Genomic DNA, 22,468 nt, shown 5'->3' with positions numbered 1-22,468 from the left:
CCGGCTCTAGCGTCTCCCTTGTTGATCCACCCTGCACCGGTTGTCAAAGGGAGACACGGAAACATGGATCGAAGACTCAAGGCTGGCATCCTGGCCGCGGCCATGCTCATGGTCACCGCGATGGCGGTACCGGCGGCCGCGTCCCCACCACCAGACGACAACGCCCCTGACCCGAACGGCATGTTGGCCGCGGTCGCGCGTCATCTCGACCTCACCGAGGACCAGGCCGAGGCGAGGCTGGCCGCCGAGGACCGCGCGAGCACGACGGACCTGCGGCTGCGCAAGGAACTCGGCGACAGCTACGCCGGCGGCTGGCTGACCAGCACCGGCGACACGCTGGTCGTCGCGGTCACCGACACCGCGGCGGCTGACTCGGCACGGGCGGGCGGCGCCGAGCCACGGCTGGTCAGGTACTCCGCGTCCGAACTGGACGCTGTCAGGTCCACTTTGGACGCCAAGCGGGCGGCCGCGCCGGCAGGCGTCGCCAGCTGGTATGTCGACGTCACCGCGAACGCGGTGGTGGTCAACGCCGGCTCGGTCGCCGCCGCGTGGCGGTTCGTCGAGGCCAGCGGGGTCGCGCGGGACGCCGTGCGGGTGGTCAGGTCGACCGAGGCGCCCCGGCCGCTGATCGACGTGGTCGGCGGCAACGCCTACTACATCGGGGGCAGCCGCTGCTCGGTCGGCTTCTCGGTCACCGGCGGCTTCGTCACCGCCGGCCACTGTGGCAACAGCGGGGCCGCCACCTCGCAGCCGACCGGGCAGTTCGCCGGGTCGAGCTTCCCCGGCAACGACTACGCCTGGGTCAGGGTCGGCTCGGGCAACACGATGATCGGCGCGGTCAACAACTACTCCGGCGGCCGGGTGGCGGTCGCCGGCTCGCAGGACGCGGCGGTCGGCTCGACCGTGTGCCGGTCGGGGTCGACCACCGGGTGGCGCTGCGGCACGATCCAGGCGCGCAACGCGTCGGTGACCTACCCGCAGGGCACGGTGTCCGGCCTGATCCGCACGTCGGTGTGCGCCGAGCCGGGTGACTCCGGCGGCTCGCTGCTGGCCGGCGGCCAGGCCCAGGGCGTGACCTCCGGTGGGTCTGGCAACTGCTCGTCCGGTGGCACCACGTACTTCCAGCCGGTGAACGAGATCCTGCAGGCCTACAACCTGACGCTGGTCACCAGCGGCGGCGGCGACCCGAACCCGCCTGGCGACTGCGAGGACTCCGAGTCGACCGGCTCGGGCAGCCTCAGCTCCGGGGCGAGCGGCTACCAGCCCAACAACAGCTACTACGTGTCGAACTCGTCCGGCACGCACCTCGGCTGCCTCGACGGCCCGTCCGGCGCGGACTTCGACCTGTACCTGCAGAAGTGGAACGGCTCCGCGTGGGCGAACGTGGCCAGCGGAACCACCCCGAACGCCGACGAGACGGTGTCCTACAACGGAACGTCCGGCTACTACCGGTACCGGGTGCACGCCTACAGCGGCTCCGGCCAGTACACGCTCGGCATGACCAGCCCGTAGTTCCGGGCACCGCCGCGACGTCGGCCCCGGCGTCGCGGCGGGTCAGCCGCCAGTCAGCCGCCGTAGTCAGCCGCCGTAGTCATAGAAGCCGCGACTGCTCTTCTTGCCGAGCAGTCCGGCATCCACCATGCGCAGCAACAGCGGCGGCGGGGAGTACAGCGGCTCCTTGAACTCCGCGTACATCGACTCGGCGATGGCCTTGGTGGTGTCCAGGCCGATCAGGTCGGTCAGCGCGAGCGGGCCCATCGGGTGCGCGCACCCCTGCTGCATGCCGGTGTCGATGTCGGCCGCGGAGGCGAAGCCGGACTCCAGCATCCGGATCGCCGAGAGCAGGTAGGGCACCAGCAACGCGTTGACCACGAAGCCGGCGCGGTCCTGGGAGCGGATGACCTCCTTGCCCAGCTTGGTTTCCACAAAGGACTCGGCGCGCTCGCGGGTGGCGTCGTCGGTCAGTAACGATGGCACCAGCTCCACCAGCTTGAGCACCGGGACCGGGTTGAAGAAGTGGATGCCGATCACCTGCTGGGGCCGGGAGGTGGCCATGCCCAGCTTCATGATCGGAATCGACGAGGTGTTCGACGCGAAGATCGCGGCCGGGTCGGCGACCGCCTTGTCCAGCGAGGTGAACACGTCGGTCTTGAGCTGCTCGCTCTCCGCCACGGCCTCGACGACCAACTGGCGGTCGGCGAACTCGCCGAGGTCGGTGGTGAACCGGATCCGGCCGAGCGCCGAGGCCCGCCCGTCGTCGTCGAGCTTGCCGTTGCGGACCGCGCGGGCCAGGGACTTCTCGATCCTGGCCTGGCCGGCGGCCAACGCGTCCCTGGCGACCTCGTTGACCACCACGTCCAACCCGGCCCGCGCGCACACCTCCGCGATGCCCGAACCCATCAGGCCGCAGCCGACGACGCCAACCCGCTCGATGTCCGACAACCCCAACGCCTCCGTCATACGTTCCGCCGGTACTGCCCGCCGACCTCGAAGAAGGTCTCGGTGATCTGGCCCAACGTGCACACCCTAGCGGCGTCCATCAGCACGCCGAAAACGTTCGACCCGCTCGCGACCGCCTCGCGCAACCGGCCAAGCGCCGCCTGGGCCTGCTCCTCGTGCTGGCCACGGAACTCCCGGGTGCGCTCCACCTGGGAGCGCTTCTCCTGCTCGGTGGCCCTGGCCAACTCGATCACCGGCGGCTCCTCGGCGTTGTCGGCGCTTGGCAGGAACGTGTTCACGCCGATCAGCGGCAGCGAGCCGTCGTGCTTGCGCTGCTCGTAGCCCATCGACTCGTCCTGGATCCGGCCGCGCTGGTAGCCGGTCTCCATGGCGCCGAGCACGCCGCCGCGCTCGGAGAGCCGCTCGAACTCGGCGAGCACCGCCTCCTCGACCAGGTCGGTCAGTTCGTCGATCACGAACGAGCCCTGCAGCGGGTTCTCGTTCTTCGACAGGCCCCATTCCTTGTTGATGATCAGCTGGATGGCCATCGCGCGGCGCACCGAGCTCTCCGTCGGCGTGGTGACCGCCTCGTCGTAGGCGTTGGTGTGCAGGGAGTTGCAGTTGTCGTAGAGCGCGCACAGCGCCTGCAGCGTGGTGCGGATGTCGTTGAAGTGCATCTCCTGGGCATGCAGCGAGCGGCCGGAGGTCTGCACGTGGTACTTGAACTTCTGCGACCGCTCGTTGGCCCCGTAGCGTTCCCGCATCGCCACCGCCCAGATCCGCCGGGCGACCCGGCCGATCACGCTGTACTCGGCGTCCAGGCCGTTGGAGAAGAAGAACGACAGGTTCGGCGCGAAGTCGTCGATGTGCATGCCGCGGGCGAGGTAGGACTCGACGTAGGTGAACCCGTTGGCCAGGGTGAAGGCCAGCTGGCTGATGGGGTTCGCGCCGGCCTCGGCGATGTGGTAGCCGGAGATGGACACCGAGTAGAAGTTGCGGATCTTGTTCTGGATGAACCATTCCTGGATGTCGGCCATCATCCGCAGCGAGAACTCGGTGGAGAAGATGCAGGTGTTCTGGCCCTGGTCCTCCTTGAGGATGTCGGCCTGCACGGTGCCGCGCACGTTGGCCAGCGTCCACGCGGTGAGCTCGGCCAGCTCCCCCTCGCCTGGCTCGCGGCCGTGCTCGGCGACGAACCGGTCGACGGTCTGGTCGATCGCGGTGTTCAGGAAGAACGCCAGGATCGTCGGCGCCGGGCCGTTGATCGTCATCGAGACCGAAGTGGACGGTGCGGTCAGCTCGAACCCGTCGTAGAGCGCCTTCATGTCCGCCAGCGTGGCGATCGAGACGCCGGAGGTGCCGACCTTGCCGTAGATGTCGGGCGGGGTGTCCGGGTCGTGCCCGTAGAGGGTCACCGAGTCGAACGCCGTCGACAGCCTGGTCGCGGCCGAACCCGCTGACAGGTAACGGAACCGGCGGTTGGTGCGGAACGCGTCGCCCTCGCCGGCGAACATCCGCGCCGGGTCCTCGCCGTCGCGCTTGAACGGGAACACCCCGGCGGTGAACGGGAAGTATCCCGGCAGGTTCTCCTTGCGCAGGAAGCGAAGCAGCGAGCCGTCCTCGTCGTACCTGGGCAGCGCGACCCTCGGGATCCTGGTGCCCGACAACGTCTCCCGCCACAGCGCGGTGTGCAGCTCCCGGTCCCGGACCCGCACCACCAGCTCCTCGCCGGCATAGTCCTTGGCGAGCGCGTGATGGCGGTCGAGCAGTTCCCCGGTGTCCCGCTCGACCCGCCGACGGGCCTCCGCGACCAGTTCGTCGATGTCCGAAGTGGACGACCCGGCCCGGTGCAGCGCGAGGCTGGCGGTGGTGAGCGCGTCCCGCTCGCGCACGGCGGCGACCTGCTCGTCGGTGTGCCGGTGGTAGTCGCGGACCGCCTCGGCGATCTCGGCGAGGTAGCGCACCCGCTTGGGCGGCACGATGGTCGCCGCGCGGGTGGACACCCGACCATCGACCGGTGCGAGCACCGGCTCGCTGACCGGCAGGCCGCGCTCGGCCAGCAGCGCGCGCAGGTGGTGGTGCAGCGCGGTCACGCCGTCGTCGTCGAAGGTGGCCGCGCTGGTGCCGAAGACCGGCATGTCCTCCCAGGAGGAGCCGAACGCCTCACGGTTGCGCACCAGCTGACGGGCGACGTCGCGGCGGGCGTCCTCCGCGCCCCGGCGCTCGAACTTGTTGATCGCCACGACGTCGGCGAAGTCCAGCATGTCGATCTTCTCGAGCTGGGAGGCGGCGCCGAAGTCGGGAGTCATCACGTACAGCGAGGTGTCCACATAGGGCACGATGGCCGCGTCGCCCTGGCCGATGCCCGGGGTCTCGACGATCACCAGGTCGTTGCCGGCGGCCTTGGCCGCGGCGATCGCGTCGGTCAGGCCGGCGGGCACCTCGCTGCCGGCGCCGCGGGTGGCCATCGAGCGGAAGTACACCTGGTCCCCGTCGAGCGAGTTCATCCGGATCCGGTCGCCGAGCAGCGCGCCGCCGCCGCGCCTGCGCGTCGGGTCGACCGCGATGACCGCGATCCGCAGCTTGTCCTGCTGATCGACGCGCAGCCGGCGGACCAGCTCGTCGGTGAGCGAGGACTTGCCGGAGCCGCCGGTGCCGGTGATGCCGAGCACGGGCACCTGGCGGCGCGCGGCCGCGGCGCGGATGGCGCTCAGGGTGTCCTCGGCGAGCCTGCCGGCCTCGATCCCGGTGAGGATCCTGGCCAGCGCGTCCTGGTGCCCGCTGAACAGGGCGTCCAGCGGGGGCGCCGGCCGCTCGGCCAGGTCGGTGTCGCAGGCCTCGATCATCGTGTTGATCATCCGGGCGAGGCCGAGTCGCTGGCCGTCGTCCGGGGAGAAGATGCGCGCGACGCCCCTGGCGTGCAGCAGGTCGATCTCCTCGCGCACGATGACGCCACCGCCGCCGCCGAAGACCTTGATGTGCCCGGCGCCGTGCTCGGCGAGCAGTTCGACCAGGTAGCTGAAGTACTCGACGTGGCCGCCCTGGTAGGCGCTGATGGCCACCCCCTGGACGTCCTCCTGGACGGCGGCCGCGACGACCTCGCGCACCGACCGGTTGTGCCCGAGGTGCACGACCTCCGCGCCCTGGGACTGCAGGATGCGACGCATGATGTTGATCGCCGCGTCGTGCCCGTCGAACAGGCTGGCGGCGGTGACGAACCGAACCGGGTGCTCGGGGCGGTACAGCGCGGCGGTGCTCATAAGAATAGTTTGATGTCCTACTTTCGTACGTGCAACCATTGTGGCCCAGGTCTCGCCAGAAGGGGACGCCGACCTGCGATGATGACCAGCGTGATCCCCGAATCGGTGCGCAGAATGCTGGCCGACGACCTCGCTTCCCGGTCGCTTGGCATGTCGCTGGTGGACGCCGGGACCGGTTTCGCCGTGGTGTCGATGACCGTGGTGGAGACCATGGTCAACGGCCACGGGATCGCTCACGGGGGCTTCGTGTTCCTGCTCGCGGACACCGCGTTCGCCTGCGCGTGCAACAGCCACGGACCGGTGACCGTGGCCGCCGGCGCGGACATCACGTTCGTGGCCTCGGCCAAACTGGGCGACGAGCTGACCGCGAGCGCGCGCGAGCGGGTGACCTACGGCCGCAGCGGCATCTACGACGTCACCGTGAGTCGCGACCAGGACGTCATCGCCGAGTTCCGCGGCCGCAGCCGCACGATCCGCTGACCCTCGGTCACCACACGGCGAGGAAGATCGCCCCGCCGACCACCGGGCCGAGCACCGCACCGGCGAGGACCTGGCCGACCGTGTGGTCGGTGACCGCCACCCGCGACCAGCAGACCAGCGCCACCAGCGGGATGAGCAGCAGCAGCCACGGCCCGTAGAGGAAGGTCACCATCGCCACCGCTCCCCCGGCGACGGTCGCGTGCACCGAGATCTTCCACCAGCGGGTGATCACCAGACAGGCCAACAACGTGCTGATCATGGCCAGGGCCATGGCCACCACCGCGGTCGGCGCGTCGAACACCAGCATCAGCGCCATCCCCGCCAGCGCGGACAGCAGGCACATGACCAGCGGGACCGTGCGGTGCTCGCGGTCGCGGACCCAGTGCCCGTCCCAGCGGCCCCGGCGCGCGCCGTGCACCAGGAACAGCATCGGCAGCACGCTGAAGAACACCGCGGCCAGCGCACCCCAACCCACGGTCGCGGCCAGTGACCCGTCGGTGGCGTGCCAGGCGACGGCGAGCGGGAGGACGACGACCACGACCGCGGGCGACAGGGCCTCGGTCAGTAGCCGGGCGATGCGACTAGGGTCCATGGAACGCGATCATGCCAAGGCCAGGAGGCCCTCATGAAGCCAGGCGACCTCGCCCCGGACTTCACCCTGCCGGACCAGACCGGCACCCCACGCACGCTGTCGGGCCTGCTGGCCGACGGCCCGCTGGTGCTGTTCTTCTACCCGGCGGCGATGACCAAGGGCTGCACGGCCGAGAGCTGCCATTTCCGTGATCTGGCCGCCGAGTTCGCCAAGGCGGGCGCTGGCCGGGTCGGCATCAGCCCGGACGCGGTCGACCGGCAGCAGGAGTTCAGCGACAAGCACGCCTTCGACTATCCGCTGCTGTCGGACCCCGACGGCGCGGTGGCCACCCAGTTCGGCGTGCGGCGCTCGTTCGGGCCGTTGCTGACCAGGCGGCAGACCTTCGTGATCGACACCGATCGCACGGTGCTCGAGGTGATCAAGAGCGAGCTGCGGATGGCCGTGCACGCCGACCGGGCCCTCGCGGTGCTGGCGGCCCGGTCGGCGTGAGCGGTCACGGCGTCTCGGTGATCGTGTCCTCTGGCACCGGCTGATCGTTGCGCAGGGCCTCGAACATCCGGCCCGCCTTGTCCTCGTCCCACAGCAGCACCGCGCCGACGTCGACCCGGTCCGAGCCGCCGATCGGCACCGTGGTCGACAGCGTGCTGCCGTCGCTCGCGCCGCCGATGGCGAACGCCAGGCTCGGCAGGTGGTGCAGGTGGTCGCCATCGTCGACGGTCACCGCGTCCGGCGCGCTCGCCATCACCGGGATCAGCTTGAAGGGGTTGAGGAACGTGCCGGGGCTGGCGATCTTGTCGGTCAGCGCGCCGATGAACTCCCGCTGGTGGATGACCCGGTCGTAGTCGGCACGCGGCGTCGCCCGGGTGCGCACGTAGCCGAGCGCCTGCGCGCCGTCGAGCTCCTGACAGCCCGCCTCGAGCTTCAGCCCGGCCAACGGGTCGTCGATCGGCTCGTCGATACACATCTCCACGCCGCCGACGGAGTCCACGACATCGGCGAAGCCACCGAGCCCGACCTCGACGTAGTGGTCCAGCCGCAGCCCGGTGTTGACCTCGACGGTCTGCGCGAGCAGCGGCGGGCCGCCGGTGGCGTAGGCGGCGTTGAGCTTGTTCTTGCCCTGGCCAGGAATCTCCACATAGGAGTCCCGCATCAGGCTGATCAGGGTCGGCTTGGTGTCGTTGTCCGGGACGTGCAACAACATCATCGTGTCGGTGCGCTTGCCGGCGACGTCGCCGGTGGTCAGCTCGCCCTGCTGTTCGGCGGACAGGTCCTCGCGGCTGTCCGAGCCGACGATCAGCCAGTTGGTGCCCGCGCCCTCGGCCGGGCGGCCGGGGTAGTCGGCCAGGGCCTCCACGCGGTTGAGCGAGGTGTCCAGCCACAGCCAGACGCCGCCGAGGCCGAGCAGCAGGACGATGAAGAAGATGAGCAGCTTGCGGCCGAACCGGCGCTTGCGCGGTGGACGCGGCTGGCGCGGCGGCGGACCGTAGCCGTCCGGCGGCGGGCCTTCCGGCCGGCGGTCGTAGCGGTCGCGACCGGGCGGCGGACCGCCGCGGCGTGGCGGCGGCTGCTCGGTCGGCGGCAGTGGCAGCGCGCGGGTCTCGTGATAGGCAGGACGACGCTGACCTGGCGGCGGACCGTAACCGGGCCCCCGGCCCGGCTCAGGTCGACGCGGTGCGCCCTGCGGATAGCCGTAGCTCATCTCCCCAACCTTCCGTCGTCTCCCAAGACGTGGGGGCCGCCAAGGAGGTTGCGCTCCACCGTACGAGACATCACTCAGCGCACCACTCTCAACCCGTCCGGCGACGATTTGGCCAGTGCGCTACCGATGACGTGGTCCAGTTCGGTCACGTCCAGGACACCGAGGGTGAACTGGCGCACCAACAGCCGCCATTCGCCCGCGCGGCGCAGCATCGCGTGGGTCTCGTCACGTATCTCGAACCGGCAGGTGGTGTCGGTGACCTCCTTGGCGCGTAACGCGTAGGCGTAGGACAGGTCGGGGTCGGTGATCGTGTCGTGCGTGCCGTGGGCCAGCAGCACGGTCCGCCCGGCCAGCTGCGCCACCGGCTCGCCGTCGGGGGTCCATGGCGCCAGCGCGCACACCCCGACGACCGCGGGGTCGTCGGCCACCCGTAACGCGACCCGGCCGCCCATCGAGTGCCCGACGAGCACGACCGGGACGTCCGGGGGGCGCTGGTGCACGCGCGCGAGCACGGTTCTGGCGTCGGCCACCGGGTCCATCGCGGCGCCGTTCCAGCCGCGGTACCGGTAGCGCATCGCCAGCACCCGGAGCCCGGCCCGCCGGCCCACCCTGGCCAGGTCGCGGGCGAACGGGAGCATCCGCAGGTAGGCGGGCCGGAAGCGGTGTGCCGGGGCGGTGCTGGTCTGCTGGCCGCCGTGCAGCACCAGCACGATCGCCCGCGGCGCCGCCGACCCGAACGCCCGCAGTGACGGCCCCGTCATTTGGTCTGGACCAGTCGCTCGATGCCGTCGAGGATGCGGGCGAGGCCGAAGTCGAAGGAGTCCACCCAGTCGACGTTCTCGGCGCGGAACAGCGTTGTCAGTGCGGGGAAACGGTGTTCGTCGAGGTGACTGTCGAGCAGTGGGGCGAAGTCGGTCCAGAACTGCTCGTCGGACAGGCCGCTGCGCTGGTGGGCGATGGCCGCGTCGATCCGCTGCTGGGCGACGCCGCGGGCGTAGCTGGTCACCAGCTCCACCAGGGCCATCTTCTCCCCGCCGGTCAGGCCGATCCCGTCGATCGCGGCGAGCACGCTGTCCAGCGCGGCGGTCTGGTTGGGACCCATCGCGCCTCTGGTCAGCGACGCGCGCAGCAGCCACTGGTGGCGTAGGTAGCCGTCCAGGCTGAGCGTGGCGAACCGGGTCAGCCCGGCCCGCCAGCCGCCGGTGGTGAGGTCCATCGGCAGGTCCTCGCCGGTGACCGTGTCGAGCATCAGGTCGTGCAGTTCGGCCTTGGACGGCACGTATCGGTAGAGCGACATGGTGCCCACGCCCAGCGCGTCGGCCACCCGGCGCATCGACAGGCCGTCCAGGCCTTCGGCGTCGGCGACCTCGATGGCCGCGGCGACGATCCGTTCGATGGTCATACCTGGTTTTCGTCCCCGACTGGGTGGCGGCTTGGTGCCCCACAGCAGTTCCATGCTGCGCGCGGCGGCGGCCGAGCCGCCGAAGCTGGCCGAGGTGTCATCCGAGGTCGTCATATCGGGGCCCATCGTAGGGAATGCTATTTGCGTACACCGCACCCATCTGTTTAATCTATGCGTACATCGTACCCATTTTCAGGCGAGGTGAAGGCGTTGACGATCTTGGTGACCGGCGCGACAGGTTTCGTCGGCCGGCACGTGGTGTCGCGGTTGGCGGCGGCGGGCGAGCAGGTGCGGGCCATGACCAGGACCCCGGTCGGCGTGTCCGTGCCGGCGGGGGTCGAGGTGGTTCGGGGCGACCTGCTCGACCCGTCCTCGGTGGCCGAGGCGTGCGCCGGCGTTGACCGGATGTTCCTGTTCCCCGAGCCGCGCACCGCGGTGGCGGTGGTGGCCGCCGCGCGGCGGGCGGGCGTGGAACGCATCGTGACGCTGTCCTCCGGCGCGGTGTCGGCAGGGTTGGACACCGACTACCAGTTCCCGGTCGAGCAGGCGGTGGAGGCGTCCGGGTGTGTGTGGACCCACCTGCGGCCGGGCGAGTTCGCGTCGAACTCGTTGCGGTTGTGGGGGCCGTCGATCCGGGCGGAGCGGGTGGTGCGCCACCACGCGCCGGACTGGCGGGGGCTGCCGATCCACGAGGCGGACATCGCGGCGGTCGGCGTGGCGGCGTTGGTGGGCGACGGGCATCACGGCACGGCCTACGACCTGACCGGCCCGGAGCGGCTCAGCGCGCGTGACCAGGCGCGGGCGATCGGGGAGGCGCTTGGCGAGCAGGTGCGCGTCGAGCAGGTGACCGCGGCGCGTGCCAGGGAGATCCTGAAGTCCCACGGCGGCTGGGCGGCGGCCAACGCGGACTTCCTGACGGGCTTCGAGGCGTACTCCCCCACGGAGATCCCGGAGTACACGACCGAGGAGTGGGACCAGATGATCAAGCCACTGCCGACGGTCGAGGACGTGCTGGGTCGGCCGCCGAGGACGTATGCGGAGTGGGCGCGCGATCACGTGGCGGACTTCCGGTGATCCTGGTGACCGGCGCGACCGGGAACGTCGGCCGGCACGTGGTGGCGGGGTTGGTGCGGGCAGGCGAGCGGGTCCGCGCGGTGACCCGCTCGCCGGCCGAAGCCGGCCTGCCGTCCGAAGTGGAGGTGGTGCGCGGCGACCTCGCCGACCCGGAGTCCTTTGTGGACGCATTCGCCGGGGTGGCCGGCATGTTCGTGTTCCCGTTGGCGTACCTGGCTCCGGTGTTGCGCAGCATGGCCGACGTGGCGGAGACCAGGTCGCTGGTGGAGGTGGCGGCGCGGGCGGGCGTCCGGCGGCTGGTGATGTTGGGGTCGTCGGACTCGCTGTTCGGCATGGAGCGGGCGGTGGAGTCGTCGGGGTGCGCGTGGACGATCCTGCGGCCGGGCGAGTTCGCGGTGAACAAGCTCGACTGCTGGGCACCGATGATCCGGGCGGACGGCGTGGTGCGGGTGGCGTTCCCGGAGGCGAGCGGGGCGCCGGTGCACGAGGCGGACATCGCGGAGGTCGCGGTGGCGGCGTTGCTGACCGACGGCCACCACGGTCGCCGCTACGAGTTGACCGGGCCGGAGTCGTTGACGATGCGCGAACAGGTGGCGGCGATCGCGGCGGGCATCGGCCGGCCAGTGGGGTTCGAGCAGGTGACGCGGGAGCGGTCGCGGGCGGAGTTGGTGGGGCTCGGCCTGCCCGAGGACGTGGTGGACCACATGTTCCTGGCCCACCCGGCGACGCCGGCGCCGGTGTCCCGAGCATTCGAGGAGGTGACCGGCAGACGCGGCCGCACCCTCACCGAATGGGCAGCCGACCACGCCACCGAGTTCGCCCCTGCCGCCCGTTCTGGGCATTGGCACTAGGCTCGGCGGCGTGGGAGTCGCGGGGGTGCTGCTCGCCGCCGGCGCCGGGCGGCGGTTCGGGATGCCGAAAGCGCTTGTCCGCCACCGCGGCTCGTTGTTCGTCGAGCGCGCCAACCGCGTGCTGCACGCCGCCGGCTGCACTCCGGTCATCGTGGTGCTCGGTGCGTCGGCCGCCGAAGTCCGGGCCGCCGCCAGCCTTCCCGGGTCCTCCATTGTGGACAATCCCGATTGGACGACCGGCATGGGCTCCTCGCTGCGTACCGGGCTGGCCGCCATCGCCACCATCGCCACCGCCGGCACGGACGCGTCGGCCGCCGTCGTCCTCCCGGTCGACACCCCGGGGGTCACCTCGGCCGCCGTGAGACGGCTTGCCGCGCTGGCCGCCCCGGGCGTGCTCGCCAGGGCCACCTACGACGGCCGGCCCGGCCACCCGGTGCTGATCGGCCGCGACCACTGGGCCGCCGTCATCGACCAGGCCACCGGGGACGCCGGCGCCCGCCACTACCTCGCCGCCCACCACCCCACCCCGGTGCCCTGCGAGGACATCGCCACCGGCGACGACGTGGACCGCCCAGAGGACCTCCCCGGCTGACATCCAGAACTGTCGGACCCCCGTGTCATGGTGGCACCACATCCGACAAGGAGGTCCGTCATGAACACCCGACCGGCAGAGGCCGAGGACTGGCTGAACCGGCACGCCGACCGCCGCACCGAGATCGACGAGCTCGCCGCCATCGTGCACGCCGCAGCCGACAACCTCGACGAGGCCGTCAAATGGGGCCGGCTCACGTTCACCGCCGACGGCGACTGGCACCACTGGCTGTGCGCCATCGCCGTCACCGCTCGTGGGGTCACCCTCATGTTCCACAAGGGCGCCCTGCTCGACGATCCGGCCCGCCTGCTGCGCGGCGAAGGCCGTTACTTACGCCAGACCCCACACGCCCGCGCCGTCGAGCACGCCGACCAGCTCACCGCGCTGGTCCGCGACGCGATCGCCAGGCAGACCGACATGCTCGGCTGACGCACGCGGCGGACTCAGGCGGCGGCCGCCGACTGGTTCGCGAACTGGGTCCGGTACAGCTCCGCGTACCGCCCCTTCGCCGCGAGCAGCGTGTCGTGGTCACCGCGCTCCACGATCCGGCCGTCCTCCACGACCAGGATCTGGTCCGCGGCGCGCACGGTGGACAACCGGTGGGCGATCACCAGCGACGTACGCCCGACGAGCGCACTGGTCAACGCCTCCTGCACGGCCACCTCCGACTCCGAGTCCAGGTGCGCGGTCGCCTCGTCGAGGATCACCACCCTCGGCCGAGCCAGCAACAGCCGCGCGATCGTCAGTCGTTGCCGCTCGCCGCCGGACAACCGGTACCCGCGTTCGCCGACGACGGTGTCCAGGCCGTCGGGCAGCGACCGCACCAGCGTCGCCAGGCGGGCCTGGGTCAGCGCGTCCCAGATCTCCTCATCGGTCGCCGCCGGCCTCGGGTACGCCAGGTTCGCGCGGATCGTGTCGTGGAACAGGTGACCGTCCTGGGTCACCACCCCGACCGTGTCCCGCAACGCGTCGAACGACAGCTCCCGGACGTCCACATCGGACAGTCGAACCGCGCCGGCCTCCACGTCGTAGAGCCGGGGCACCAACGACGCGATCGTCGACTTGCCCGCCCCCGACGACCCGACCAGCGCCACCATCTGCCCAGCCCGAGCCTCGAAGGACACCCCGTGCAGCACCTCCTCGCCACCCCGCTGGTCGAGTACCGCGACCTCCTCCAGCGACGCCAGCGACACCTTGTCCGCCGCCGGATACCCGAACCGCACGTCGGCGAACTCCACCGACACGCCACCCTCGGGCACCGTCCTCGGCGACTCCGTCTCGGTGATCATCGGCTTCAGGTCGAGCACCTCGAACACCCGCTCGAACGACACCAGCGCGGTCATCACGTCCACCCGCACGTTCGCCAGCGCGGTCAGCGGCGTGTACAGCCGGGTCAGCAACAACGCCAGCGCCACCACCGTCCCCGGCGCCAGTGCCCCGGTGATCGCCAGATACCCGCCGAGGCCGTAGACCAGCGCCTGCGCGAGCGCGGACACCAGCGTCAGGCTGGTCATGAACCACCGGGTGAGCATCGCCGTGCGAATCCCGATGTCGCGCACCCGCTCCGCCCGGCCGCCGAACTCGGCGACCTCCGCCTTCGGGTGCCCGAACAGCTTCACCAGCGTCGCGCCCGGCGCCGAGAACCGCTCGGTCATCTGGGTGGTCATCGACGCGTTCAGGGTCGAGGACTCCCGCTGCAGGTCGGCCATCCGCCGGCCCATCCGCCGCGCCGGCAGCACGAAGATCGGCAGCAGCACCAGCGCCAGCGCGGTCACCTGCCAGGACAACGTCATCATCACCGCTACCGAGAGCAACAGCTGGATCACGTTGGTCACCAGACCGGCCAACGTCGAGGTGAACGCCCGCTGCGCCCCCATCACGTCGTTGTTCAGTCTGCTCACCAACGCGCCGGTACGCGTCCTGGTGAAGAACGCCACCGGCATCCGCTGCACATGCTCGAACACCGCGCGCCGCAGGTCGTAGATCAACCCCTCGCCGATGCGCGCGGACTGCCACCGCTCGGCCAGGCCGAGCCCGGCGTCCAGCACGGCCACCCCCGCGATCGCCACCGCGAGCCACACCACCAGCGACACCTCGTGCCCGCCGACGATCGCGTCCACGACCTGCCCGGCCAGCAACGGCGTGGACACCGCCAGTACCGCCGAGATCACGGTCAGTGCCAGGAACACGACCAGCTTGCCCCGGTGTGGCCCGGCGAACCGGTACACCCGCTTGATCGTGCCCTTGTGCAGCCCCTTCGGTGCGTCCGCCGCGTGCATCGAGCCACGCATGATCTGCCACGTGCCTTCCACGTACTCCCTCTCTCTCCCCCGCATCGGTCAACGTCACCCGGCCCACCGGGCTTCCCGTTACCCGGAGAGCGAACAGCCAGGCGCCCATCGGTAACCTGCCCGCGTGGAGCGGACGGGGCAGCGAGCACGTCGCGTCGACCTGCTCATCTACCTGGTGAGTCTGCTCTTCGCGGCGGGTACCGCGCTGTTCTCCGAGTTCTACGGGTATCGAGTCTGGGGCAACTTCGCGTCGGTTGGCTACCTGGTGGCCGCCGTGCTCACCTGCCTGGCCCTAGTCTCGCGCGGCCGGCTGGCAGCGGGCTCGAGGCTGCTTTGTTCCCGGTGGACGCCGGTGGCGCTCGCGGGCCTGCTGGCCGGGGTGGTGCCGCTGCTGGTGCTGATCTTCCGCCGCTCACCGAGCTTCGTGTGGGGCGACTGGCCGTGGTCGTTCCCCTCCCAGCCCGAGGTGTGGGTCGTGGAGCGCTCGGCCAGGCTGCTGCTCGACCACGGCACGCCCTACCCGGACCTGACCCTGCTCGGGCGCGCGGCCCATCCGGACGACTACACGCCCTACGGCCCGTCGATGACGGTGTTCGGGCTCCCCCGCGCGCTGTTCGGCGACGGCGCGTTCACCGACGCCAGGGTCTGGTTCGCCGTCGGCGCGGTGCTGATCATCGCGCTGGCGTGCTACCTGCTCGGCTGGCCGCCGATCCCGGTGCTGGCCGTGCAGTTGGCAGCGGTCAGCCCACTCACCCTGCTCACGATCGTCGTCGCGGGCGACGACATCCCGGTGATCGCGTTGATCGTGCTCGCCACCGTGCTCGCGTATCGCGCGCCACCGGCCATCGCCGGTATCGCGGGCGCGGTGGTACTCACGATGAAGCTGACCGCGCTGCCGGCACTGGCCGTGCTCGCGGTGGCGATCGCCGCCCGCCGAGGCGGACGCGCGCTCACCATGTTCCTCGGCACGCTCGTCGCGGCGTGCGCGGTCATCACCCTGCCCGTGCTCCTGGTGGATCCCGCGTCGTTCGTGGAGCACGTGCTGCTGTACCCCGCAGGGCTCGGGATGGCCAGCTCACCCGCGGCCAGCCCGCTGCCGGGACACCTGATCGCGTCCCTTGGCACAGTCGGGCACACCGCGGCGCTCATCGTGCTCGCCGCGGCGGCATGCGGGATCGCCGCCTGGCTGATACTGCGTCCCCCCAGGGATCCCGCAGACGCGATGCTGCGGATCGCCACCGGAATCGGCGTGGCGATCATCCTCGCGCCGGCCACGCGGTGGGGCTATCTGGTGTACCCACTCGCGATGATCGGCGCGACGATCGGGTTCGCTTCCCTCGGAAGAGCAGCTGGACCAGCCTGGACGGCCGCGGGCCCGACCAACGATCTGGTCGCGAACCCCGACGCCCGCGGAGCCCAACCCTGAGGGGTTTACTTCTTCTTCGTGCGCGTCGCGCCGCCCCGGCCCCGCAGCGTCACACCGGATTCCGACAGCACCCGGTGGACGAATCCGTAGGATCGGCCCGTCGACTCGGCCAGCGCGCGAATGCTGGCGCCCTTCTCGTATTTCTTCTTGAGGTCAGCGGCCAGCTTGTCGCGCGTCGTGCCGGTGATCCGCGCGCCCTTCTTCAGATCAGCCACGTCGTCCGCCTTCCGTAGCGTGGTGACGGAGGTATCTGAACAACACCTGCCTTGGCAATGATCGAACACCAAGGCCTGGAATGCCAGGTGAGATCGAAAATAGCTATGAAGTCGCGAACCTGTCCGTGGCGCGTTAGGCCAGCTGAACGAGTTCCAAGTAGTCCGGCGACCAGTGATCTTCGGTACCGTCAGGCAGCAAGATCACCCGTTCGGGTGCAAGCGCTTCGACCGCTCCGGGGTCGTGAGTGACGAGTACGACGGCTCCCGCGTAGTTGTGCAGCGCCTCGAGCACCCGTTCCCGGCTCGCCGGATCGAGGTTGTTCGTCGGCTCGTCGAGCAACAGCACATTGGCCGCGCTGGACACCAAACCGGCCAGCGCCAGCCTGGTTTTCTCGCCGCCGGACAACGTGCCGGCCGGCTGCTCGAGCTGCTCGCCACTGAACAGGAATGTGCCGAGCAACGAGCGCAACTGCTGTTCCGGCGTGTCCGGCGCGGCGTGTCGCACGTTCTGCCAGACGGTCGCCTCGTGGTCGAGGGTCTCGTGCTCCTGGGCGTAGTAGCCGATCCGCAGCCCGTGGCCGGGCAGGACCTCGCCCGCGTCGCCCTCCTCCATGCCGCCGAGCAGCCGCAGCAGGGTGGTCTTGCCCGCGCCGTTGAGCCCCAGCACGACCACCCGGCTCCCCCGGTCGATCGCCAGGTCGACGCCGGTGAACACCTCGAGGGACCCGTAGGTCTTCGACAGTCCGGCCGCGGTGAGCGGGGTCTTGCCGCACGGCGCGGGCTCCGGGAAGCGGATCCGCGCGACCTTGTCGCTCTGCCGGATCTCCTCCAGGCCCGAGATCAGCCGCTCGGCGCGCTTGGCCATGTTCTGCGCGGCGACCGCCTTGGTCGCCTTGGCGCGCATCTTGTCCGCCTGCTGCATCAGCGCGGAGGCCTTCTTCTCCGCGTTGGCCCGCTCGCGGCGACGGCGCTTCTCGTCGGCCGCGCGCGCGTCGAGGTAGCGGCGCCAGCCCATGTTGTACAGGTCGACCACGCCGCGCACGGCGTCCAGGAACCAGACCTTGTTCACCACGTCGGCGAGCAGTTCGACGTCGTGGCTGATGACCACGAGGCCGCCGTTGTAGCCCTTGAGGAAGCCACGCAGCCAGTTGATCGAGTCGGCGTCGAGGTGGTTGGTCGGCTCGTCGAGCAGCAGCGTGGTGCCCGACCCGTTGCCGCCGCCAGCCTCGGCCGCGGCGAACAGGATCCTGGACAGCTCGACGCGACGGCGCTGGCCGCCGGACAGGGTGGACAGCGGCTGGGCGAGCACCCGGTCGGCGAGCCCGAGGTTCGCGCAGATGCGCGCGGCGTCGCTCTCGGCCGCGTAGCCGCCAAGGGCGGCGAACCGCTCCTCCAGCCTGCCGTAGCGCCGGATCTCGCGATCGCGGTCGGCCTCGCTGGCGTGCTCGGACATCGCCGACTGCGCCTTCTCCATCTCGCGCAGCAGCTGGTCGAGCCCGCGGGCGGAGAGCACGCGGTCCTTGGCCGAGACGTCCAGGTTGCCCTCACGCGGGTCCTGGGGAAGGTAGCCGAGCTCGCCCGCGCGCCGCAGCTCGCCGGCGTAGGGCTCGCCCTCGCCGGCCAGCACGCGCAGGGTGGTCGTCTTGCCGGCGCCGTTGCGGCCGACGAGGCCGATGCGGTCGCCCGGCTGGACGCGCAGGGTCGTGTCGGAGAGCAGGATGCGGGTGCCGGCGCGCAGTTCCAGGTCCGTGGCGGTGATCATGTTTCGGAGACTCCGGGATAGTGGTCGTGGGCAGGGCTGGTCTGCCTGTCGGCCGTGACCGACAGGCCCACCTGCCACCTAGGCAGTCCGAACCACCACGCACTCGAGTGTACGGGTGGCCGGCAACCGGTTTGGGACCACTCGTGCACTAAGCAACCGCTTAGCTAGAGTCTGGCCCATGACTGCAGACTTCACTGGCAAGGTCGCGCTGGTCACGGGCGCGAGCCGGGGCATTGGGCACGCGATCGCGACGGAACTGGCCCGCGGCGGCGCGGCCGTCACGATCTCCTCCCGCAAGGCCGACCAGATCGAGGCGGCGGCCCAGGAGCTGCGGGCGGCCGTGCCGGACGCGCGCGTGCTCGGGATCGCGGCGAACACCGGCAACGACGAGGACCGCGAGCGGGTCGTGCGGCGCACGGTCGAGGAGTTCGGCTCGCTGGACGTGCTGATCAACAACACCGGGATCAACCCGACCTTCGGCCCGCTGGCCGACGCCGACCTCAACGCGGTGCGCAAGATCTTCGACGTGAACGTCGTGGCCGCGCTCGGCTACGTGCAGCTGGCGTTGAAGGCGTGGATGGCCGAGCACGGCGGCGCGATCGTGAACATCGCGTCGGTGGCCGGGCTGCGCTCCTCCGGGCTGATCGCCGCGTACGGCGCGAGCAAGGCGGCGCTGATCCGGCTGACCGAGGAGCTGGCCTGGCAGCTTGGCCCCGGGGTGCGGGTCAACGCGGTCGCGCCCGCGGTGGTGAAGACGAAGTTCGCCGAGGCGCTCTACTCCGACCACGAGGAGCAGGCCGCGGCCGCCTACCCGATGAAGCGCCTCGGCGCCCCGGGCGACGTGGCCGAGCTGGTCGCGTTCCTCGCCTCGGACAAGGCGTCCTGGATCACCGGCGAGACGGTCCGGGTGGACGGCGGCATGCTCGCCACCGGCGGCCTCGCCTGAGCCGGCGGGCCCACACCGACGCCGTCGTGGGCTGGTTCAGCTGAGGAGTTCGGCCAGGGCGGCCACCGACCTGCGCAGGTCGGAGCGTAGGGCGCGGCCAATGGCCAGGCCGATCGGGCCGAGCACCGGGCGGCCGGTCACCTCGGCGTCGACGGTGACCGTGGCGCGGTCGGTGCCGTCCGGGCGCACCGCGAGGTTCAGCGTGACCCGCACGCCGCCGACGCCAAGCCCGGAGATCCGCAGCCGGGTCGGCGGGGTGTACCGCTCGATCCGCCAGGTCACCCGGTTGCGCAGGCCCATCACGGCGACCACCGAGGTCAGCGTGGTGCCCTCGCCCAACTCCGCCGGCACCTCACCGCGCCAGCCGTCGTGCAGGGTCAGCCACTCGTCGAACCGGGACAGGTCGGCCGCGGTCGCCCAGGTGCGGGTCGGCGACGCGGGCACCAGTACCGACGCGTGCACGTGGGCCATCAGACCTCCCACGCCGCGACACCGAATACCACGACGTCCAATGTAGACAGCATGCGAAACAGGGCCGCCGCCGGCATGGTGAACCGGCGGCGGCCCTGGTGAACCGGGCTCAGTACGTCACGGCGTGACGTACCCGTTGAGGTGCAAGGCCACCGACCTGATCGACCCGGTGTCCTGGCTGTACAGGTCGACGGCGCGGAAGGTCCACGTCCCGTCGACCGGTGCCGCGCGCAGACCCGCGAGCGGGTCGTCGGCCCGCCAGGTTCCGGTGTAGGGCGCGGACGCGGAGCCCAGCGACGAGAACCGCGTCTGCGCCGTGTCGTCGAACACCACCTGGCAGATGTTGTTCCCGCTGCCACCGGCACCGGCGAACACCTGCGCGCTCGCCCCGGACGGCGCGGTCAGCTGGCCGACCAGGTCCGAGACGTAGGAGTGGTCCAGCCCAACGGTGGTCGCACCGGTCACCGTCGAGCAGGTCGTGCCGTCGATCGAGAACGTCAGCCGCGACGCCCGGCCGACCCCGCTGACCGGGATCGGCACGCTCGCCCCGACCGTGCTCGCGTCCGGGATCGCCACCGGCGCGCCGGCGTAGGCGAAGTCGACCGTCACGTCCGACGGCTCGCCGACGTCGAACGAGAACGTCGAGGTCACCGGGGAGAACGCGCCGGCGAAGGTCACCCTGGCCGACAACGTCAGCGGCTCGCCGGGCACATGGGTGGCCGGCACGGTCAGCGCGAACGAGTTCGTCACCCGCGCGCCCTTCTCGATCGCGCCGTAGGAGCGCGACCTCGGCGTGATGGTCACCCCGGGCGTCGGCGAGGTCAGCACCACGCTGGTGGACAACGCGGTGGCGTCGCCGGTGTTGGTCACCGGCAGCTCCACCGTCGCGGTGTCGCCGGGGTGCAGGTACTCGCCGCCGTCGCTCGGCGTCACCGTCACGCCCTGCGCCCGCGCGTAGGGCTGCGGGCTGGCCCCGGTGTAGGCGAGCACGCGGTCGGCCAGGATCACGCCGTGGCCGCTGCGCCCGTCCACCCCTGGCGCCTGGATGTCGATCGCGGTGCTGGTCAGCGCCTCGCGGACCTCCGCCGGGTCGATCCCGGGGTTGCCCGACAGCACCAGCGCGGCGATCGCCGCCGCGTGCGGGGCCGCCGCCGAGGTGCCGAAGAACAGCTCGAACCCGTCGACGCTGGTCGCCACGCCGTCCGCGGCGGTGATGTCCGGCTTCTGGCGCACCTCGCCGCCGGTGGAGCTCAGGTCGCCCGGCGTGATCGGGGTGCCGTCCGCCTCGTAGAAGACCCGCCGGGGGCCGTCGGAGGTGAACCGCTCGAGCGCGGTGTTCTCGTCGTAGGCGTTGGGGAACGGACCGCGCGGGTTGGGCGGGTCACCCTGCTCGAGATCACGCGGGAACGCCACGTCGGCCGGTGCGGCCGCGACGCTGAACGCGCCCCTGGCCGCCGAGTGGCCGAACGTCACGCCCGGGGTGTTGAACGCCTTGAGGCCGTCCGCCGAGTCGGCGAACCGGCCACGCAGCGCCGAGAGCGACAGGTACCGGTCGGCGCCGTTGAACTTCACGATCGCCAGCCGCAGGCCGCTGCCGCCGAACAGCGGGGTGTCCACCCGCTCGTGCGCGTCCTGGGTGCCGGTCTGGTAGTCCTGGCTGCCGGCCAGCACGTTGCCCGCGGCGTCCAGCAGGTAGAGGTCGTAGTCGTTGCTGGAGGCGCCGAGCGGGTCCGACCAGTTGAGCAGCACCGGCACGCTGGCCGACGACTCGTCGGAGATCGGCTGCAGCACCTGGGTGTTGGCCGACGGGTCGAAGTCGTGCGCGTAGCCGGCGAACTTGCCGATCACCTGGCCGGAGTTGACGAAGTCACCCTCCCAGTGCGCGGCGGTCCCGTCGACGGTGTTGCCCTCGTTGCCCGCCGAGGAGAAGTACAGCGCGCCGTCGGCGATCACGTCGTTCACCGCCTGGGCGATGATCCAGTCCTGGAACGGGGCTTCCTTGAAGTAGATGATGTCGTCGACGATCACGTCGCAGTCCAGCTCGAACCGCAGCGCGCGGATGTTGTCCGCGAAGCTGGCGTCCCCGTTGAACGCGGTGGCGAAGCCGAGCTCGGCGTTGGGCGCGACGTCGTGCAGGATCTCCAGCATCGCGGTGCCCTCGTCACCGGAGCCCGCCTGGGTGGCCAGCACGTCGACGTCCGGCAGCTCGCCGGCGGCCTGCGAGGTGGCCAGCGAGTCGATGCCGTCGGACAGCGCGCAGATCTTCACGCCGACGCCGGTGACGCCGATCTGCTCGCGCGCGGTGTCCGCGTTGTGCGCCCGGTCGCCGGTGCTGTTCACCGGGCCGGTCCGGTCGGCGAGCGCGGCGCGGGTGTTGGCCGCGATCCTGGCGGCCTTCTCGTCCTTGGACTCCGGCTTGCCCGGTGCGGCGTTCTGGTCGAGCTGGCGCGCGGTCAGGAACCCGCCGGCGGACTCGATCTGGCGGACGTCGGCGCGCGCGGCGACCTTGCCCAGTGCGGACAACGGCACCTCGGCGCGCACCGTGGCGTACCGAGTGGACACCGACTTGAGGCTGGCGCCCGCGGTGGTCAGGCCCTTGAGCAGGTCCTGGCTGACCGTGGCGCGAATGTCCACCAAGGTCCGGTCGCCGGCCACCTCCAGGCCGCTCTCCAGGCGGGGTAACGCGGCCGTGGCGGCGCGGTTGGTGCGCGCCTTCAACGCCACCAACAGCTTGCTGTCCAGTTTGGTCTCGGCCTTGGTCGCGTTCTTCTTCAACGCCTGCAACGCGCCGATCTGCCTGGCCGCGTTCGCCGTCGCCCGCTCGGCCACCGTGTCCTCCGGTGGTGGCGCGGCGGCCGCCGGGCTCGCCAGGCCCACCACGGCGAGCAGACACGCCGCCGTGGTCAACAGTGCTCGTGGTCTTCGTGGTGCGTGTGTGGGTTTGCGCACGGATCCTCCGCGAATCCTG

At 71.1% G+C, this 22,468-nt stretch carries 20 protein-coding genes; 9 read left to right on the top strand and 11 right to left on the bottom strand.

Annotation, left to right across the window (positions count from 1 at the left end; all coding sequences use genetic code 11):
• Nucleotides 1-63 precede the first annotated feature (63 nt).
• Nucleotides 64-1,512: a S1 family peptidase gene (locus ACYVIP_RS14820; RefSeq protein ID WP_460396360.1), complete on the top strand. Its 1,449-nt coding sequence runs from the start codon at nucleotides 64-66 to the stop codon at nucleotides 1,510-1,512.
• A gap of 66 nt (nucleotides 1,513-1,578) precedes the next feature.
• Here ACYVIP_RS14820 and ACYVIP_RS14815 read toward each other — a convergent pair whose 3' ends face one another.
• The gene (locus ACYVIP_RS14815) at nucleotides 1,579-2,442 is read right to left on the bottom strand and encodes a 3-hydroxybutyryl-CoA dehydrogenase (RefSeq protein ID WP_460396406.1); all 864 of its coding nucleotides are present in this window, start codon (nucleotides 2,440-2,442) and stop codon (nucleotides 1,579-1,581) included.
• A gap of 14 nt (nucleotides 2,443-2,456) precedes the next feature.
• Entirely contained in the window at nucleotides 2,457-5,699 is a 3,243-nt protein-coding gene (gene icmF, locus ACYVIP_RS14810; RefSeq protein ID WP_460396358.1) for a fused isobutyryl-CoA mutase/GTPase IcmF, read from the bottom strand.
• Nucleotides 5,700-5,813: 114 nt separating this feature from the next.
• Between icmF and paaI the strand changes: the two genes are divergently transcribed.
• Entirely contained in the window at nucleotides 5,814-6,179 is a 366-nt protein-coding gene (gene paaI, locus ACYVIP_RS14805; protein WP_460396404.1) for a hydroxyphenylacetyl-CoA thioesterase PaaI, read from the top strand.
• Nucleotides 6,180-6,186: 7 nt separating this feature from the next.
• Here paaI and ACYVIP_RS14800 read toward each other — a convergent pair whose 3' ends face one another.
• Nucleotides 6,187-6,771, bottom strand: coding sequence for a hypothetical protein (locus tag ACYVIP_RS14800; RefSeq protein WP_460396356.1), 585 nt, complete (start codon nucleotides 6,769-6,771; stop codon nucleotides 6,187-6,189).
• 33 nt (nucleotides 6,772-6,804) lie between these two features.
• On the opposite strand from ACYVIP_RS14800, the gene ACYVIP_RS14795 reads away from it, so the two are divergent.
• A complete protein-coding gene (locus ACYVIP_RS14795) occupies nucleotides 6,805-7,260 on the top strand; it encodes a peroxiredoxin (RefSeq protein WP_460396354.1) in 456 nt (151 codons plus the stop codon).
• Between the two features lie 4 nt (nucleotides 7,261-7,264).
• On the opposite strand, the gene ACYVIP_RS14790 is transcribed toward ACYVIP_RS14795, so the two are convergent.
• The 3 genes from ACYVIP_RS14790 to ACYVIP_RS14780 form a co-directional block, all read right to left on the bottom strand.
• Nucleotides 7,265-8,470 carry an LCP family protein gene (locus ACYVIP_RS14790; protein ID WP_460396352.1) on the bottom strand — a complete coding sequence of 402 codons (1,206 nt, stop codon included), beginning with the start codon at nucleotides 8,468-8,470 and terminating at the stop codon, nucleotides 7,265-7,267.
• A 74-nt stretch (nucleotides 8,471-8,544) separates the two neighbouring features.
• Nucleotides 8,545-9,231, bottom strand: coding sequence for an alpha/beta hydrolase (locus tag ACYVIP_RS14785; RefSeq protein ID WP_460396350.1), 687 nt, complete (start codon nucleotides 9,229-9,231; stop codon nucleotides 8,545-8,547).
• On the bottom strand, nucleotides 9,228-9,986 hold the full coding sequence (locus ACYVIP_RS14780) for a TetR/AcrR family transcriptional regulator (protein WP_460396348.1): 759 nt from the start codon (nucleotides 9,984-9,986) through the stop codon (nucleotides 9,228-9,230). The genes ACYVIP_RS14785 and ACYVIP_RS14780 overlap by 4 nt, the downstream gene beginning before the upstream one ends.
• An 87-nt stretch (nucleotides 9,987-10,073) precedes the next feature.
• Here ACYVIP_RS14780 and ACYVIP_RS14775 point away from each other — a divergent pair, with 87 nt between their 5' ends.
• Genes ACYVIP_RS14775 through ACYVIP_RS14760 form a run of 4 tightly spaced genes read left to right on the top strand, consistent with a single transcriptional unit; the run spans nucleotide 10,074 to nucleotide 12,818 of the window.
• Nucleotides 10,074-10,946, top strand: a complete 873-nt coding sequence (locus ACYVIP_RS14775) for an SDR family oxidoreductase (RefSeq protein ID WP_460396346.1) — start codon at nucleotides 10,074-10,076, stop codon at nucleotides 10,944-10,946.
• The gene (locus tag ACYVIP_RS14770) at nucleotides 10,943-11,797 is read left to right on the top strand and encodes an NAD(P)H-binding protein (protein WP_460396344.1); all 855 of its coding nucleotides are present in this window, start codon (nucleotides 10,943-10,945) and stop codon (nucleotides 11,795-11,797) included. Before ACYVIP_RS14775 ends, ACYVIP_RS14770 begins: the two co-directional genes overlap by 4 nt.
• A gap of 10 nt (nucleotides 11,798-11,807) precedes the next feature.
• Nucleotides 11,808-12,389 carry a nucleotidyltransferase family protein gene (locus ACYVIP_RS14765; protein WP_460396342.1) on the top strand — a complete coding sequence of 194 codons (582 nt, stop codon included), beginning with the start codon at nucleotides 11,808-11,810 and terminating at the stop codon, nucleotides 12,387-12,389.
• A gap of 60 nt (nucleotides 12,390-12,449) precedes the next feature.
• Nucleotides 12,450-12,818, top strand: coding sequence for a DUF1801 domain-containing protein (locus tag ACYVIP_RS14760; RefSeq protein WP_460396340.1), 369 nt, complete (start codon nucleotides 12,450-12,452; stop codon nucleotides 12,816-12,818).
• 14 nt (nucleotides 12,819-12,832) lie between these two features.
• On the opposite strand, the gene ACYVIP_RS14755 is transcribed toward ACYVIP_RS14760, so the two are convergent.
• A complete protein-coding gene (locus tag ACYVIP_RS14755; protein WP_460396338.1) occupies nucleotides 12,833-14,725 on the bottom strand; it encodes an ABC transporter ATP-binding protein in 1,893 nt (630 codons plus the stop codon).
• Nucleotides 14,726-14,804: 79 nt separating this feature from the next.
• Between ACYVIP_RS14755 and ACYVIP_RS14750 the strand changes: the two genes are divergently transcribed.
• A complete protein-coding gene (locus ACYVIP_RS14750; protein ID WP_460396336.1) occupies nucleotides 14,805-16,106 on the top strand; it encodes a glycosyltransferase 87 family protein in 1,302 nt (433 codons plus the stop codon).
• A gap of 5 nt (nucleotides 16,107-16,111) precedes the next feature.
• Here ACYVIP_RS14750 and ACYVIP_RS14745 read toward each other — a convergent pair whose 3' ends face one another.
• Both ACYVIP_RS14745 and ACYVIP_RS14740 read right to left on the bottom strand, forming a co-directional pair.
• Nucleotides 16,112-16,321 (bottom strand): helix-turn-helix domain-containing protein, encoded by a 210-nt coding sequence (locus ACYVIP_RS14745; protein ID WP_075123504.1) that lies wholly within the window; start codon nucleotides 16,319-16,321, stop codon nucleotides 16,112-16,114.
• 133 nt (nucleotides 16,322-16,454) lie between these two features.
• Nucleotides 16,455-18,083 carry an ABC-F family ATP-binding cassette domain-containing protein gene (locus tag ACYVIP_RS14740; RefSeq protein ID WP_460396334.1) on the bottom strand — a complete coding sequence of 543 codons (1,629 nt, stop codon included), beginning with the start codon at nucleotides 18,081-18,083 and terminating at the stop codon, nucleotides 16,455-16,457.
• 178 nt (nucleotides 18,084-18,261) lie between these two features.
• On the opposite strand from ACYVIP_RS14740, the gene ACYVIP_RS14735 reads away from it, so the two are divergent.
• A complete protein-coding gene (locus ACYVIP_RS14735; RefSeq protein WP_460396332.1) occupies nucleotides 18,262-19,029 on the top strand; it encodes an SDR family oxidoreductase in 768 nt (255 codons plus the stop codon).
• A 36-nt stretch (nucleotides 19,030-19,065) separates the two neighbouring features.
• On the opposite strand, the gene ACYVIP_RS14730 is transcribed toward ACYVIP_RS14735, so the two are convergent.
• Nucleotides 19,066-19,500, bottom strand: a complete 435-nt coding sequence (locus ACYVIP_RS14730) for a type II toxin-antitoxin system Rv0910 family toxin (RefSeq protein WP_460396330.1) — start codon at nucleotides 19,498-19,500, stop codon at nucleotides 19,066-19,068.
• A 117-nt stretch (nucleotides 19,501-19,617) separates the two neighbouring features.
• Entirely contained in the window at nucleotides 19,618-22,410 is a 2,793-nt protein-coding gene (locus tag ACYVIP_RS14725; protein ID WP_460396402.1) for a S8 family serine peptidase, read from the bottom strand.
• Between the last annotated feature and the right edge of the window lie 58 nt (nucleotides 22,411-22,468).

The sequence above is a fragment of the Actinophytocola sediminis genome (assembly GCF_054779715.1).
Note: the sequence above shows the minus strand (reverse complement) of the source record. Positions and strands in the feature narration are given on the sequence as shown.

What these genes read in the sequence shown, in the direction of transcription:
- ACYVIP_RS14820 (WP_460396360.1), top strand. Translation starts at nt 64, where the DNA reads ATGGATCGAAGACTCAAGGCTGGCATCCTGGCCGCGGCCATGCTCATG.
- icmF (WP_460396358.1), bottom strand. Translation starts at nt 5,699, where the DNA reads ATGAGCACCGCCGCGCTGTACCGCCCCGAGCACCCGGTTCGGTTCGTC.
- paaI (WP_460396404.1), top strand. Translation starts at nt 5,814, where the DNA reads ATGCTGGCCGACGACCTCGCTTCCCGGTCGCTTGGCATGTCGCTGGTG.
- ACYVIP_RS14800 (WP_460396356.1), bottom strand. Translation starts at nt 6,771, where the DNA reads ATGGACCCTAGTCGCATCGCCCGGCTACTGACCGAGGCCCTGTCGCCC.
- ACYVIP_RS14795 (WP_460396354.1), top strand. Translation starts at nt 6,805, where the DNA reads ATGAAGCCAGGCGACCTCGCCCCGGACTTCACCCTGCCGGACCAGACC.
- ACYVIP_RS14790 (WP_460396352.1), bottom strand. Translation starts at nt 8,470, where the DNA reads ATGAGCTACGGCTATCCGCAGGGCGCACCGCGTCGACCTGAGCCGGGC.
- ACYVIP_RS14785 (WP_460396350.1), bottom strand. Translation starts at nt 9,231, where the DNA reads ATGACGGGGCCGTCACTGCGGGCGTTCGGGTCGGCGGCGCCGCGGGCG.
- ACYVIP_RS14780 (WP_460396348.1), bottom strand. Translation starts at nt 9,986, where the DNA reads ATGACGACCTCGGATGACACCTCGGCCAGCTTCGGCGGCTCGGCCGCC.
- ACYVIP_RS14760 (WP_460396340.1), top strand. Translation starts at nt 12,450, where the DNA reads ATGAACACCCGACCGGCAGAGGCCGAGGACTGGCTGAACCGGCACGCC.
- ACYVIP_RS14755 (WP_460396338.1), bottom strand. Translation starts at nt 14,725, where the DNA reads ATGCGGGGGAGAGAGAGGGAGTACGTGGAAGGCACGTGGCAGATCATG.
- ACYVIP_RS14740 (WP_460396334.1), bottom strand. Translation starts at nt 18,083, where the DNA reads ATGATCACCGCCACGGACCTGGAACTGCGCGCCGGCACCCGCATCCTG.
- ACYVIP_RS14735 (WP_460396332.1), top strand. Translation starts at nt 18,262, where the DNA reads ATGACTGCAGACTTCACTGGCAAGGTCGCGCTGGTCACGGGCGCGAGC.
- ACYVIP_RS14730 (WP_460396330.1), bottom strand. Translation starts at nt 19,500, where the DNA reads ATGGCCCACGTGCACGCGTCGGTACTGGTGCCCGCGTCGCCGACCCGC.